General features: G+C 68.2%; 14 protein-coding genes and 3 tRNA genes. 13 read left to right on the top strand and 4 right to left on the bottom strand.

The window, feature by feature from the left end; translation table 11 throughout:
- The 9 genes from ABD161_RS12230 to ABD161_RS12270 form a co-directional block, all read left to right on the top strand.
- On the top strand, window positions 1–541 hold a 541-nt coding region (locus ABD161_RS12230), incomplete at its 5' end, for a hypothetical protein (protein WP_425560894.1).
- 2 nt (window positions 542–543) lie between these two features.
- Window positions 544–942, top strand: a complete 399-nt coding sequence (locus ABD161_RS12235; protein ID WP_134745542.1) for a hypothetical protein — start codon at window positions 544–546, stop codon at window positions 940–942.
- A complete protein-coding gene (locus ABD161_RS12240; protein WP_344003280.1) occupies window positions 929–2,290 on the top strand; it encodes a replication initiator in 1,362 nt (453 codons plus the stop codon). The genes ABD161_RS12235 and ABD161_RS12240 overlap by 14 nt, the downstream gene beginning before the upstream one ends.
- Window positions 2,283–2,522, top strand: coding sequence for a helix-turn-helix transcriptional regulator (locus ABD161_RS12245; RefSeq protein ID WP_134745540.1), 240 nt, complete (start codon window positions 2,283–2,285; stop codon window positions 2,520–2,522). The genes ABD161_RS12240 and ABD161_RS12245 overlap by 8 nt, the downstream gene beginning before the upstream one ends.
- Before the next feature lie 28 nt (window positions 2,523–2,550).
- The gene (locus tag ABD161_RS12250) at window positions 2,551–3,618 is read left to right on the top strand and encodes a tyrosine-type recombinase/integrase (RefSeq protein ID WP_344003284.1); all 1,068 of its coding nucleotides are present in this window, start codon (window positions 2,551–2,553) and stop codon (window positions 3,616–3,618) included.
- A gap of 21 nt (window positions 3,619–3,639) precedes the next feature.
- The gene (locus ABD161_RS12255; RefSeq protein ID WP_344003287.1) at window positions 3,640–4,521 is read left to right on the top strand and encodes a hypothetical protein; all 882 of its coding nucleotides are present in this window, start codon (window positions 3,640–3,642) and stop codon (window positions 4,519–4,521) included.
- 73 nt (window positions 4,522–4,594) lie between these two features.
- Window positions 4,595–4,936: a hypothetical protein gene (locus ABD161_RS12260; RefSeq protein WP_344003290.1), complete on the top strand. Its 342-nt coding sequence runs from the start codon at window positions 4,595–4,597 to the stop codon at window positions 4,934–4,936.
- A gap of 42 nt (window positions 4,937–4,978) precedes the next feature.
- A complete protein-coding gene (locus ABD161_RS12265; protein ID WP_344003293.1) occupies window positions 4,979–5,596 on the top strand; it encodes a metallophosphoesterase family protein in 618 nt (205 codons plus the stop codon).
- Between the two features lie 12 nt (window positions 5,597–5,608).
- Window positions 5,609–6,277 (top strand): hypothetical protein, encoded by a 669-nt coding sequence (locus ABD161_RS12270; protein WP_344003296.1) that lies wholly within the window; start codon window positions 5,609–5,611, stop codon window positions 6,275–6,277.
- Between the two features lie 375 nt (window positions 6,278–6,652).
- Here ABD161_RS12270 and ABD161_RS12275 read toward each other — a convergent pair.
- From ABD161_RS12275 to ABD161_RS12285, 3 genes are all read right to left on the bottom strand, one after another.
- A tRNA-Phe gene (locus ABD161_RS12275) sits at window positions 6,653–6,728 on the bottom strand.
- A 67-nt stretch (window positions 6,729–6,795) separates the two neighbouring features.
- Window positions 6,796–6,869, bottom strand: a tRNA-Asp gene (locus ABD161_RS12280).
- Between the two features lie 26 nt (window positions 6,870–6,895).
- Window positions 6,896–6,968 (bottom strand) — tRNA-Glu (locus ABD161_RS12285).
- 206 nt (window positions 6,969–7,174) lie between these two features.
- Here ABD161_RS12285 and ABD161_RS12290 point away from each other — a divergent pair.
- Entirely contained in the window at window positions 7,175–8,656 is a 1,482-nt protein-coding gene (locus tag ABD161_RS12290; protein ID WP_344003299.1) for a peptidoglycan DD-metalloendopeptidase family protein, read from the top strand.
- A 305-nt stretch (window positions 8,657–8,961) separates the two neighbouring features.
- Here the strand turns inward: ABD161_RS12290 and ABD161_RS12295 are convergent, their stop codons facing one another.
- Entirely contained in the window at window positions 8,962–9,498 is a 537-nt protein-coding gene (locus ABD161_RS12295) for an inorganic diphosphatase (RefSeq protein ID WP_344003302.1), read from the bottom strand.
- Window positions 9,499–9,570: 72 nt separating this feature from the next.
- Here ABD161_RS12295 and tilS point away from each other — a divergent pair, with 72 nt between their 5' ends.
- From tilS to ftsH, 3 genes are all read left to right on the top strand, one after another.
- Complete coding sequence (gene tilS, locus ABD161_RS12300; protein WP_344003305.1) at window positions 9,571–10,581, top strand: tRNA lysidine(34) synthetase TilS; 1,011 nt, start codon at window positions 9,571–9,573, stop codon at window positions 10,579–10,581.
- A gap of 9 nt (window positions 10,582–10,590) precedes the next feature.
- Complete coding sequence (gene hpt, locus ABD161_RS12305) at window positions 10,591–11,142, top strand: hypoxanthine phosphoribosyltransferase (RefSeq protein ID WP_344003308.1); 552 nt, start codon at window positions 10,591–10,593, stop codon at window positions 11,140–11,142.
- 307 nt (window positions 11,143–11,449) lie between these two features.
- On the top strand, window positions 11,450–13,453 hold the full coding sequence (gene ftsH, locus ABD161_RS12310) for an ATP-dependent zinc metalloprotease FtsH (RefSeq protein ID WP_344003311.1): 2,004 nt from the start codon (window positions 11,450–11,452) through the stop codon (window positions 13,451–13,453).
- Window positions 13,454–13,462: the final 9 nt, after the last annotated feature.

Raw genomic sequence — 13,462 nt, forward strand, 5'->3', positions numbered from 1 at the left:
GCGGGCGGGCGGCGAGCCAGGTCTTGAACACGAGCTTGGAGCGGCCCTCGACCATGTCCAGCAGGCCGCGCTTACGGCGTATGAGACGGATCGGGACCTGCTGCGGCGCGCAAACGCCGCTATCGCGACCCTGGCCTCACAGGGGAGGGCCGTCGGCTTCGTTCTATTCGCGTGCCTCCAGGACCCCCGCAAGGAGACTCTGCCCGCTCGAGGCTTGTTCACACAGACGGTGGGGCTGCGTCTGCGTGATCGCGTGGAGACCGCGATGGTACTCGGAGACGGCGCGGTCGCAGCGGGTGCGGCGTGTCACGAGATCTCACCGGCGATGCCCGGCACTGCCGATGTCATGCCGGAGGACGGATCTCCGCCGCAGCGCGTCCGCGCAGCCTTTGCATCTGACGAACAGATCCAGGAGGCCGCGCTCGCCTACTTCGCGCCCCATCCCCGACCTCTCGTACTACCAGCGGCTGATGAGGAACCCAGGCCGAGGAGGCCGCGTGGTCGTCGAGCAACAACGAACGAGACCGAGGAGGAATCATGACTATGAAGAAGCGAATCATCGCGGGGGCCGTCCTTGGCGGGCTTGCTCTCGCATCGATCGGGGGCGTCGCCGGCTGGACGCTCGCTCCTCGCTCGGCCGCGGCGGCTCCGAGCGATCAGACGCGCCCGATCCCGTGCAACCTCGGCATCGAGTGGGACGACGATGCGAACATGTTCGCGACGTCGTACGCCGAGCCCGCGTACGTCACGGAGCTCGAATACGGCCGCCTGGCGAATCAGTCGTGTGATGACGGACACATCCTGCTCTGGCAGCAGGCGCGTCACTCGCAGGGGCTTGACCATCGCGTGTGTCGTCCGATCGTCCAGGACGATCCCATGGGCAACATCATGTTCGTCGGATGCACGGACCCGAGCGAGGTGGTGGACGGTGAGCCTCGCTGAGTCCGTGGCCGCGCGGCTGCGGAGCGCCGATTTCGATAACTGGATGGCCGGCGCCGCACGGACCGGGTTCTGCACCAAGCCCGTGCGACTGGCTGGCTCCTCCACCACACTCAATCCCCACTCCGGGGAGGTGATACGCGAGTTCCTCGGAGCGACGCAGCCGGACGGTCTCACGTACACCCGCTGCGGCAACCGTCGGGCCCGACGCTGCGAGTCGTGCAGCCACGAGTACAAAGGGGACACCTGGCACATGATCATGGCTGGCGCGGCCGGCGGGATGAAAGGCGTGCCGGAGACCGTCGGGGATCACCCGATGGCGTTCGTGACCCTGACGGCGCCCTCGTTCGGTTCGGTGCACTCGACAACTAGGTCGCGTCTGCGTGGCGTCTGCGCTCACGGCCGGCCTCGTGGTTGCACGGGCGCACACGAGGCTGATGACTCGGTGCTCGGCGATCCAGTCTGCGAGGACTGCTACGACTACGTCGGGCACATCGTCTGGCAGTTCCACGCTCCCGAGCTGTGGCGGCGCTTCACAATCCAGCTCCGCCGGAGTCTCGCGCGCGAGCTCGGACTGACGCAGCGTGAGGCCGCGCAGATTGTGCGAGTGCAGTTTGCGAAGGTCGCGGAGTTTCAGCGACGCGGTGCCGTGCACTTCCACGCGATCATCCGCCTCGACGGAGTGAGCGAGTCCGAGCAGTTCCCGCCGACGCCGGCCGGAGTGACCGAAACGCATCTGGCGAACGCAGTGCGGGCCGCTGCGCGGAGCGTCTCATTCGAAGCGCCGCTCGTCAATGGCGAGCAGACGAGGCGGATCCTCCGCTGGGGGGCACAGCTCGACGTCCAGCCGATTGTGCGGCGCGAGGGACTCGACGGCGCGCTGTCGGACCGTGCCGTCGCCGCGTACATCGCGAAATACGCCACTAAGGCGACAGAGGATCTCGACGGCGCTGGCGGCCTGCGGATCCACATCCATCGGATCAAGGCCACTGCTCAACTGATCGCGAGCGGTGAAGGCGCGGACGGACCGTATGCGCTGCTGTCGAAGTGGGTACACATGCTCGGGTTCCGGGGGCACTTCTCCTCCAAGTCGCGGCGTTACTCAGTGACCCTCGGCTCGCTGCGCGGTGCCAGGCGGCGCTGGCGGCTCGAACGAGTCATCGAGCGTGCTCGGGCAGACGGGCACGACCTCGAAGAGGTGCTCGTCATCGGCTCGTGGAGCTTCGCAGGCATGGGGCGGCGCACCGATGGTGACCGCGCGCTGGCGACAGAGGCGGCGAGAGCCGTACGCGAATGGCGAGACGCGCGCCGTGTGCGTTTCGAACCGACGAAAGGAGAGAAAGATGCGTGATGGTGTGGAGCTCGTCGAGGAACGAGCCGAGCTCGGCGCCTCGGACGTCGACGAATACCTGACCCGGCGGGAAGTGGCGGCCAGGTGCCGTGTGCCGCTGTCGACGTTCGACTCGCTGCGCAGGCAGGCTCGGGTACCGTTCCCCGACGCCCAGATGGGCAAGCACATGCTGTGGAAGGCATCGACGATCGAAGCCTTTCTCGACTCGGGAGGCACCCGTGGCCGCGGGTAACGCGCGAATCGATCCCAAGACGCGGAGGGTGCTGCCCGAGGGTATCCGCTACCGCGCCGACCGCAACAAGTACCAAGTACGCGTCTGGGGCACTGGGCTGAACGGCGAGGATCGTGAGCGCAGCTTCCTCGTCGATACGCTCAGCGAGGCCAAGAAGCTCCGCAGTGAGGAGCGAACACAGGTCCGCCCGGACGGGGCGATGACCCTCAACGCCTGGTACGACCGGTACTGGCCATCTATCGAGTCGGGCGTGAGGCCGGCGACTGCCCGAGCTTATGACCGGGCCTGGCGCAAGCGGGTGAAGCCCTGGCTCGGTCATCGGCGTCTCGAGTCGATCACCGTTGGAGACATCGATCATGCGATCGCGGGATGGGACGGCTCGGCATCGACGCGGAACGACGCGTTGTCTGCGCTCAGCCGACTCCTCGAAGGCGCGGCGCGCGCCGGAATCATCGCCGGGAATCCCGCACGTCTCGCGCGCCGTCCGAAAGAAGAGGGCGCCCGGAGCTTTCGATCACGAGCCCTGACCGTGTCGGAGGTGGCTGTCATGCTCGACGCCGTGAGCGCCGGGCCGTACCGCGACTATCTCGCCGCACTCGTCTACACCGGGATGCGAGCAGGGGAGGCAAGTGCGCTGCGCGTCGGCGATGTGGACCTCGCAGGTCGAGTGATCCATGTCCGCCGGAGCTTCTCGCGCGGACTCGATGGGGAGGTCGTGGAGCAGACGCCGAAGAGCCACAAGGAGCGAACGGTGCCGCTGCCCGCGGTTCTGCGGCCGACCATCGAGCGGCTGATCGAGGGCAAGCTCCGCGGCGACTTGGTCTTCACGGGACCGCGCGGCGGGCACCTCAACACGTCGAATGTGCGCCGCGGCGTGGACTGGGACGCACTCCGGAGACGCCTCGACCGCCCGGACCTGCGCATCCATGACCTACGGCACACCCTCGCAACCCTGCTGTTCGACGCGGGGACAGCCGCAAACGATGTGCAGGCGATCCTCGGGCACTCGTCCCTGCAGGTGACCGAGCGCTACAGCAAAGCGCGATCGGACGTCGCCGTGCGAGCTGGCACCGCACTCGACGGACTCTTCAACTGACTAACGACCAAGGAGATCACCATGACCGACTACCCGTACACGAAGCTCAAAGCCGCGCTCGAGGACAGGAACTCCCCGCTGCGCCAGCTTCTCGACGAGCGGCTCCCGAACACACGACAGATCCAGTCGGCGTACCGGACGAGCGCAGGACCACTCCTCGTCGACGGTGGATCGGCGAATGCCGGCACGGTGGGAACCGCTTTCGACCTGATGACGCGGTTCCGACTGGAACCCATGCACGACGCGGGTATCGCGCGGATGGCGTTCCTCGGTGAGCCGGCGATCGTTGCGGAGATTGATGCGGTGATCGTGACTGCCCAGGTGGCGGGCGGCGTGGGGGACAACGAAGGTCTCGCGCGAGCCTCCTGGGCTCTGGCTCTCCTGGAGGAGGTATTCCGGGCCGGTCTCTGGCCAGGCTCTCCGCTCGCGGAGATGCTCGAGGCCGGGAGGTGTACGGCACAGGCGCTCCTTGAGCTCGCCTCTGACGATGCTCTCCGGCAGCTCACGCAGCTCGACATGTTCGCTGCCTCGGCACTGTTGCCGCATCTGGATCGCCCGTTGGTCATTGGTCCCACGTTTGACGGTTCCGTCCTCTGTTCAGCCGACGCGGACGTCATTGCGGGGGACCTGTTGGTCGACCTCAAGACCAAACTGGGTGCAAAGAACAGTCGGACAGGTGAACGAGCGGACCAGCTCGACCTGCTGCAGCTCCGTCAGGTCGTCTCATACGCGCTCTTCGACCGATCTGACTCGTTCCAGATCCGACGTGTCGGGTTGTATTCGGCTCGATACGGGCACCTCGCCATCTGGAGCCTAGGCACGTTGCTCGACACGCTCGCCGACGCGCACGTGGACCTCCAGGCACTGCGCGAAGACGTGTGGCGGGCGCTAGGCGGACGATAGCGGTGGTCGACGAAGAGCAGGCGTGTCTGCTGCTGCTTAGGCGCGCGACGGGATCCGCGGAAGGAAGCGGAAAGTGTTCTACCTCGTGACGGAGGGCAACCGGGAGCTCTGGATCGCGTACGAGTCGATGGCCGGGCAGATCTACGTCTACGTGCCAGACACCGGCCGATATCACCGCAACCGTGGCGTCGCCCGCGACTACTACGGCGAGCGAGAGCTGAACTACGCGCCGCTGTCGGCGGCAGATGTTCGCGCCATAATGCGCGACGCCCGCGTGGGCCGGCTCGATGCGACACGGAAGAGAGCTCAGCTCGACCAGTACCGCGCCGACGCGCACGCGCTCGAGCCTGACGAAGTGCTGCGGTCATTGAAAAACATGGAAGAGGAGGGTGGTGGCAACGTTGGTGATCGGTGAGATCGAACTTCCCGCAGCGAGTGACGTGGCAAGGGTCGGATCATGAGCCTCAGCATCAATGGCGACCGGTTCGATTTCGACGCCATCGACTTCGTCACGTCCGACACGCACTTTGGGCACGCACGGATCAATGAACTGGCGGGGCGGCCGTTTGGCGACGTCGAGTCGATGGATATGGAGCTGGTGCGTCGCTGGAACGCGACCGTCGCTCCCGATGCGGTGGTGCTGCACCTCGGCGACGTTGCCCTCGGGCCGATCGAATCGAGTCTCGCTATGACCGCGCGGCTGCATGGTCGGCGCTACCTCGTGCCTGGCAACCACGATCGGGTGTCCTCTGCGACTCAGACGAAGCGAGCGATCGAGCGATTCCGTCCGCTCTACGAGGCCGCGGGATGGACCATCCTGCCCGAGGTTCTGACGGGGGACCGGCAAGGACGCCCGCTGCTCGCGTCGCACTACCCGTATCGAGGTGACTCGCAGCAGATAGAACGGCACCAGAAGCACCGTCCAGTCGACGAGGGGCTGCCGCTGATTCACGGTCACACTCATGCTCGCGATCGCGGCGTCGATGGCCGCCAGTTCCACGTTGGCGTAGACGCGCACGGGTTTGCGCCGATTCCGTTCTCCCTTGTGGACAGTTGGCTGCTGGCGCTCGACTAACGTCAGGGAGACATGCTCGATTTCTCAGACAGTGACTATGCCGATCTGCTGCCGCTTGTGACCGCGGAACGTCTCGGCTCCTACGTGCGTGCGACCGACGGCGAGGCGGGCCACGCTTTTGCTCTGTATGAGTGGAACATGAGGGCATCTGCGAGCGTCATCGAGCTCAGTTCCATGCTCGAGGTGATCACGCGGAACGCCATGGACCAGGAGCTGCGCGCGTGGGCACGGGCCCGAGCCGGTGGCCGGTCGTGGCTCGACGCCGCCCCACTCGACGCGCGGGGACGACAGGACATCGCGAAGGCGCGGGATCGTGCGACAAAGAACGGCCGCCGAGCTGAGGTTCACGGCCGCGTCGTTGCCGAGCTGACTCTCGGATTCTGGCGATACATCCCGGAGTCTCGGTACCTCACGTCGCTCTGGGTGCCGTCCGTTCACGCTGCGTTCCCGCATGGGGTCAGTGATCTGCGCCAACGGCAGCGTGACGTCGCGTTCCGATTCCAGCAGCTCCATTTCGTCCGCAACCGAGCGGCGCATCACGAGCCGATCCACCAGCGCGATCTCATCAAGGATTACGACCTGGCGGTGGAGCTGGCGGAATGGGTGGCGCCCGCAGCAGCGCGATGGGTTCGAAAGCTGTCGACGTTGCCGGCAGTGGTGGCTGCTCGGCCGACCTTCTGAGACGTTCCTGCGTGGTCCCGCCCTGCCGTTGACGGATGAGTCGAAGCAGGTAGTATTGGTGGCGAAGACCCCGGAACGATCCCTGGCGTAGCCACATCGCCGGGGTTTCGTCTTGCGTGGACCCGCTTAGGCTGCCGACCCTGCGGGCGCTTCGCGTGACGGAGTCATCGGCAGCCTAAGCGGGTCGTCGCGCGATTCGTGGAGCACTCGCGGTGCTCGAGCGCCTGCTGAGCAGGTTCTCGGGCTCGCGCTGAGCGACTTGTCGAGCACTTCTGACGCGGCCTACCCGGCACAGAACCGGCACGCCTGCTGCCAACAGCCTGTCGAACAGGCGCTCTTCAACGCGAAAACCCCCGGCGAACCGGGGGTTTCAGGTGGTGGCTCCGACGGGCGTCGATCCCGTGACCTCACGATTTTCAGTCGTGCGCTCTACCAACTGAGCTACAGAGCCGAACGGCCGATACATCTGCCGCTTCCTATGCGAAAGGCCCTCTCGAGAGAGGGCCCATCGCCCGGAGCGACCCTGACGGGACTTGAACCCGCGACCTCCGCCGTGACAGGGCGGCACGCTAACCAACTGCGCTACAGGGCCAAACTATGAAATTGTATCAGCTCGTGTGACCCCAACGGGATTCGAACCCGTGCTACCGCCGTGAAAGGGCGGCGTCCTAGGCCGCTAAACGATGGGGCCGGGGTGAACCTCGGGGCTCACGTGCCGACGATCAAGCATAAGCGGACCGCTGCGGATTTACCAATTCGGGGCGAGTCCTCCCGGATCCCGGGCGTTTCGCAGGCAGGATGACGACGCCCCCGAGCTCCGCCGTCGTGCGCCCCGCGGGTGTGATCAATGGTGTTTCTGCGACGGGTGTTGCTAGTGTGACTCATGTGAAACAGGCGGTGACCAGCCCGATGGACGCCCCGGAGGCCTCGGCGGAGGAGTGCGACTGCGCCCCGACCGCGGCTGAGCGGCGCCGTCTGTGGACCCCGATCACGCGCCGCAGCGCGCTGGCGATGGCCGGCGTCGGCGCGGTCGCGCTCGGTGTCGGGATGACGCAGGGCGGCAGCGCCTTCGGCCTCACCTACAACCCCGACGACTACCCCTCGTGGGAAGACGTCGAGCGCGCCAAGAACAACCAGGGCGCCAAGGAGTCGGAGATCCGCCGGCTCGAGGAGATGATCGCCCAGCTGCAGCAGCGGGTCGAGGAGACCCGCGCCGCCGCCGAGCAGGCGGCCAACGAGTACTACGCGGCGCAGCAGGCGTTCTACGAGTCGGCGTTCCGCGCCGACGAACTGCAGAAGCAGGCCGACGAGCAGGCGCAGATCGCCGAGACCGCCGCCACCAACGCGGCCCGCGTCGCCTCACAGCTGTCGCGCACCGGCGGCGACAGCACCTCGCTCGAGGTGCTCTTCGCCGGCTCCGCCGAGAGCGCCGACGAGCTGCTGACGAAGCTCGGCCAGATGGACAAGCTCATCGGCGGCAGCGAGACGATCTACGCCGAAGCGGTCACGGCGCGCGACTCGGCCCAGAACCTGTCGGATCAGGCGAAGGTCGCCCGCGAGGAGCGCGACCGGCTGCAGAAGATCGCCGAAGAGAAGATGGTCATCGCGCAGAACGCGCAGATCGCCGCCGAGCAGGCGCTCGCCGACCAGGAGGACCACATGGTCACCCTGGAGGGCCAGCTTGCCGCCCTTCGGGACAACACCGCGAAGACGGTCGCCGAGTACCAGGCGGGCGTCGAGGCCAAGAAGGCCTACGAGGCCGAGCAGCGCCGCCTCGAGGAGGAGCGCCGCAGGAAGGCTGCCGCGGAAGCCGCGCGCAAGGCCGAGGAAGCTCGCAAGGCGCGTGAAGCCGCAGCGGCTGCCGCCGCGCAGAACAGCGGTGGTGGTGGCGGTGGCGGCGGTGCCGCTCCCGCGTCCGGTGGCGGCGGTTCGTCCGCCGGCGGCGGTGCCCCGGTGGGCAGCGGATGGGCCCGCCCGAGCGACGGCTGGCGCACCTCCGGCTACGGCCCACGCCCGCAGATGTGCGGCCCCAGCTACTGCGGTTCGCGCATCCACGCCGGCATCGACCTCGCCGCCGGCTGCGGCGCCCCCATCTACGCCGCCGCGAACGGCACCGTCGTCTACGCCGGCCGCAACGGCGGCTACGGAAACTACATCCGCCTCGACCACGGCAACGGCGTCGGCACCGGCTACGCGCACATCGTCAACGGCGGCATCATCGTCGGCTACGGCCAGTACGTCTCGGCCGGCCAGGTCATCGCCTACGAGGGAAACACCGGAAACTCCTTCGGCTGCCACCTCCACTTCGAGGTGTACGTCGGCGGCGCGACCACCGACCCGGGCCCCTGGATGTCGGCCCGCGGGGTCAACACTTATTGATCAGAAGCGTCTCGCACGCTGCGGGGCCGCAAGCGGCGCCCTTGCGAGCGAGGCGCCGTCGCTTCGCTCCGTCGCGGCAGCGCTTCGCGCTGCGGGGCCCCATCCGGGGCACGCTCCCTTCGGTCGCACGAGGGGCACGGCGTCCCTCGGAAAGGCCGAGGGGCACGGCGTCTCCGCAAGTGCCGAGGGGTGGGGGATCGCTCGCAAAGGCTGCGGTTCCGCTCCTCCGCCTCGCCGGGCTCGCTCCGCCCGCGCCGCACAACAAAGGGGCCCATCCCGGAGGATGGGCCCCCGCGTGACGAGGGTCAGTCGCGCGTGTTCGGGGCCTCGCCGGCGCCCTGCGTGCGGGTCTGCGCCTCGTGCTCCTCGAAGCGCGTGTACGCCTCGGACACCAGACGCTCGGCCTCGGCGGCGTCGCCCCACTGGTCGACCTTGACCCACTTGTTGGGCTCGAGGTCCTTGTAGTGCTCGAAGAAGTGCTCGATCTCCTTCTTCGTGTACTCCGCGAGGTCGCCGATGTCCTGGATGTGGTCCCAGCGCGGGTCCTTCGCCAGCACGGCGATGACCTTGTCGTCGCCGCCGGCCTCGTCCTTCATCTTCAGCACCGCGACGGGACGCACCTTCACGCCGACGCCCGGGTACACCGCGTGGTCCATGACGACCAGCACGTCGAGCGGGTCGCCGTCCTCACCGAGCGAGTTCTCGAAAAACCCGTAGTCGGTCGGGTAGCCGAAGGTCGTGTACAGCACACGGTCGAGGAAGACGCGGCCAGTGCCGTGGTCGACCTCGTACTTCACGCGGCTGCCGCGCGGGATCTCGATGACTGCGTCGTAGGCGCCCATGCCGGTTGCTCCTTGAAATCAGGGGATCTGCCGCCCCCAAGCCTAGACGGCCGCACTCGGTACCGTTGAGCCGTGCTCGATCCCGCTCTCGCCGCCGCCCGCCTCGCCGTCCGCACGTCGCTCGCCGACGTCCCGGACGGATCCGTTGTGCTCGTGGCGCTCAGCGGCGGGGCCGACTCGCTCGCCCTCGCCGCAGCCTCCGCGCACGAGGCGCGCACGCGGGGCATCCGGATCGGCAGCGTCACCATCGACCACGGCCTGCAGGATGGATCGGATGCGGTCGCGCTCGCCGCGGCGAAGCAGGCGGCGGCGCTCGGCATCGACCCCATCGTCGTGCGGGTCGACGTCGGCCAGGACGTCAGCGCCGCGGGAGGGCTCGAGGCCGCCGCGCGCTCCGCCCGCTACCGGGCGCTGCGTGACGCCGCCTCCGACGCACGCGCCGCGGCCGTGCTGCTCGGTCACACGCTCGACGACCAGGCCGAGACCGTGCTGCTCGGCCTCGCGCGCGGCGCCGGGGCGACGAGCCTCGCCGGGATGCCGCCCGCGAGGCAGGACGAGAACGGGCTGCGGTGGCTGCGCCCCCTGCTCGGACTCCGCCGCAAGACGACCCGCGACGCCTGCACGGCGCAGGGCCTTGCGCCCTGGGATGACCCGCACAACGTCGACGACCGGTTCTCGCGCGTGCGGGTGCGCGAGCGCATCCTGCCGGTCCTCGAGGCCGAGCTCGGCCCCGGCATCGCCGAGGCGCTCGCCCGCACGGCGGAGCAGCTGCGCGAGGACTCCGAGGCGTTCGCCGAGATGATCGACGAGACGATCGAGGACATCGTCGAGCACTCCGAGGCCGGCATCGCCGTCTCCGCCGCGGCGCTCGCCGCGAACCCGCCCGCGCTGCGGAACCGGATCATCCGCCACGTCGTGCAGAGCGAATTCGGCGTGGCGCTGACACGGGTGCAGACGCTCGAGGTGGCGCGGCTCGCGATCGACTGGGCCGGCCAGGGGCCGATCGATCTCCCCTCGTGCAGCGCCGCACGCCGCGGCGGCCTGATCCACTTCACGGCGCGCGACCAGCAGCGCGCTACGTAGACTCGACGCATGCGCGCGGCGGACATCCCGAACGACCTCACCTCCGTCCTCGTCACCGAGGAGCAGATCAACGAGAAGCTCGCGGAGCTCGCGCTCCGCGTGGAGGAGGACTACTCCGGGAAGAAGCTGCTGCTCGTCGGCGTCCTGAAGGGCGCGGTCATGGTCATGGCAGACTTCGCCCGTCACCTCACCCGCGACATCGCGATGGACTGGATGGCCGTGTCCAGCTACGGCAGCTCCACCAAGTCGAGCGGCGTCGTGCAGATCCGCAAGGACCTCGACACGGATCTCGGCGGCTGGCACGTCCTGATCGTCGAGGACATCATCGACTCGGGCCTCACCCTCAGCTGGCTGCTCGACAACTTCGCCTCCCGCGGCGCCGAGTCGATCGAGGTGCTCGCACTGCTGCGCAAGCCCGAGGCCGCGAAGGTCGAGATCGACTGCAAGTACCTCGGCTTCGACATCCCGAACGAGTTCGTCGTCGGATACGGCCTCGACTACGCCGAGCGCTACCGCAACCTCCGCGACGTCGCGATCCTGGCCCCGCACGTATACGCATAGTTTTCCAGGAACGTTTCTCGCACGCTCGCGCCGACGCTCCGCGCCGGACACTCGCGAGCGAGGCGCCGTCGCTTCGCTCCGGCTCGGCGTGCGCTTCGCGCCCGCGGGGCAGGGCTTCGCCCTGCATGGTCGCTTCGCTCCACGCTCGCTTCGCTCGCACGGGGCCGGACTGGCCGACCGCTCGGGACTCACTGGTACGCCGTGGGCGAATACCAGGTCGCCCATAGCCGGCCAGGGGTAACGTGAACGGCACGTCGCCTTGTGCCGCGACGCGCACGACAGGAGGGGCAGGGGGAGACCCCGGACCATGGACTTCAAGAAGCTCACACGCAATCCGCTGATCTACATCCTGCTGATCGGCGTGCTTCTCGTCGTCGGCTTCTCGCTGATCTCGAGCCTCACCGGCACGAAGCAGGTGACGACCCAGGAGGGTCTCGAGCTGCTCGGCGGAGACACCGTCGAGAAGGTGCTCATCACCGACGGCGACCAGCGGGTCGACCTGCACCTCTCCGAGGCGCACGAGGGTGCGACCGACGTGCAGTTCTACTACGTCACCGCCCGTGCCGACGAGGTCGTCGCCGCGGTCGAGAGCGCCGCCCCGAAGGACGGCTTCAACGACGCCGTGCCGCGCGCCACGTGGTTCGACGGGCTGATCTCGCTGCTGCTGCCGATGCTGCTGCTCGGTGTGCTGTTCTGGTTCCTGCTGTCGAGCGCCCAGGGCGGCGGCGGCAAGGTCATGCAGTTCGGCAAGTCGCGCGCGAAGCTCGCGAACAAGGAGCACCCGGACGTCACGTTCGCGGATGTCGCCGGTGCCGACGAGGCGCTCGAGGAGCTGCAGGAGATCAAGGACTTCCTGAAGGATCCCGCCAAGTACCAGGCGCTCGGCGCCCGCATCCCGAAGGGCGTGCTGCTGTACGGCCCTCCCGGAACCGGCAAGACCCTGCTCGCGCGTGCCGTCGCGGGCGAGGCGGGCGTGCCGTTCTACTCGATCTCGGGTTCGGACTTCGTCGAGATGTTCGTCGGCGTCGGCGCGAGCCGCGTGCGCGACCTGTTCAACCAGGCGAAGGAGAACTCGCCCGCGATCATCTTCATCGACGAGATCGACGCCGTCGGCCGCCACCGCGGCGCCGGCATGGGCGGCGGTCACGACGAGCGCGAGCAGACGCTGAACCAGATGCTCGTCGAGATGGACGGCTTCGACCCCAAGGCGAACGTCATCGTCATCGCGGCGACGAACCGTCCCGACATCCTCGACCCTGCGCTGCTGCGTCCCGGCCGCTTCGACCGTCAGATCGGCGTCGACGCGCCGGATCTCGCCGGTCGCCGCCGCATCCTCGAGGTGCACGGCCGCGGCAAGCCGCTGGCCGACAGCGTCGACCTCGAGGTCGTCGCCCGCAAGACCCCCGGATTCACGGGTGCGGATCTCGCGAACGTCCTGAACGAGGCGGCGCTGCTCACTGCCCGCTCGAACGCGCAGCTGATCGACAACCGCGCGCTCGACGAGGCGATCGACCGCGTCATCGCCGGCCCGCAGCGCCGTACGCGCGTGATGAACGACAAGGAGAAGCTCATCACCGCGTACCACGAGGGCGGTCACGCTCTCGCCGCGGCGGCGATGAACCACACCGACCCCGTGACGAAGATCACGATCCTGCCGCGCGGCAAGGCCCTCGGCTACACGATGGTGCTGCCGCTCGAGGACAAGTACTCCGTCACGCGCAACGAGCTGCAGGATCAGCTCGCCTACGCGATGGGCGGCCGCGTCGCCGAGGAGATCGTGTTCCACGACCCGACAACGGGCGCGTCGAACGACATCGAGAAGGCCACCGGCATCGCCCGCAAGATGGTCACCGAGTACGGAATGACCACCGACGTGGGCCCCGTGAAGCTCGCCTCGTCCAGCGGCGAGGTGTTCATGGGCCGCGACATGGGTCACGGGCGCGAGTACTCGGAGCGGGTCGCCGAGCGCATCGACCAGCAGGTGCGCGGGCTCATCGAGCAGGCCCACAACGAGGCCTACGAGGTGCTCAACGCCAACCGCGACGTGCTCGACAAGCTCGCGCTGGCGCTGCTCGAGCACGAGACGCTCGACCACGTGCAGCTCGAGGACATCTTCAAGGACGTCAAGAAGCTGCCGCCGCGCCCGCAGTGGCTCTCGAGCGAGGGGCGCCCCGTCTCGCAGCTGCCGCCCGTGCAGGTTCCGCGCCGCTCCGAGCAGGTCGGCGTCGCCGCATCCACCGCCGCCGAGCAGACGGCCAAGGCCGCCGTGACGCGCCCGGCCACCGGCCAGGCCCGCCCGGCCACCGCCTGACGCCGGCCA

Origin of the sequence: Microbacterium paludicola, assembly GCF_039529675.1 — a bacterium.
GTDB classification, from domain to species: domain Bacteria; phylum Actinomycetota; class Actinomycetes; order Actinomycetales; family Microbacteriaceae; genus Microbacterium; species Microbacterium paludicola.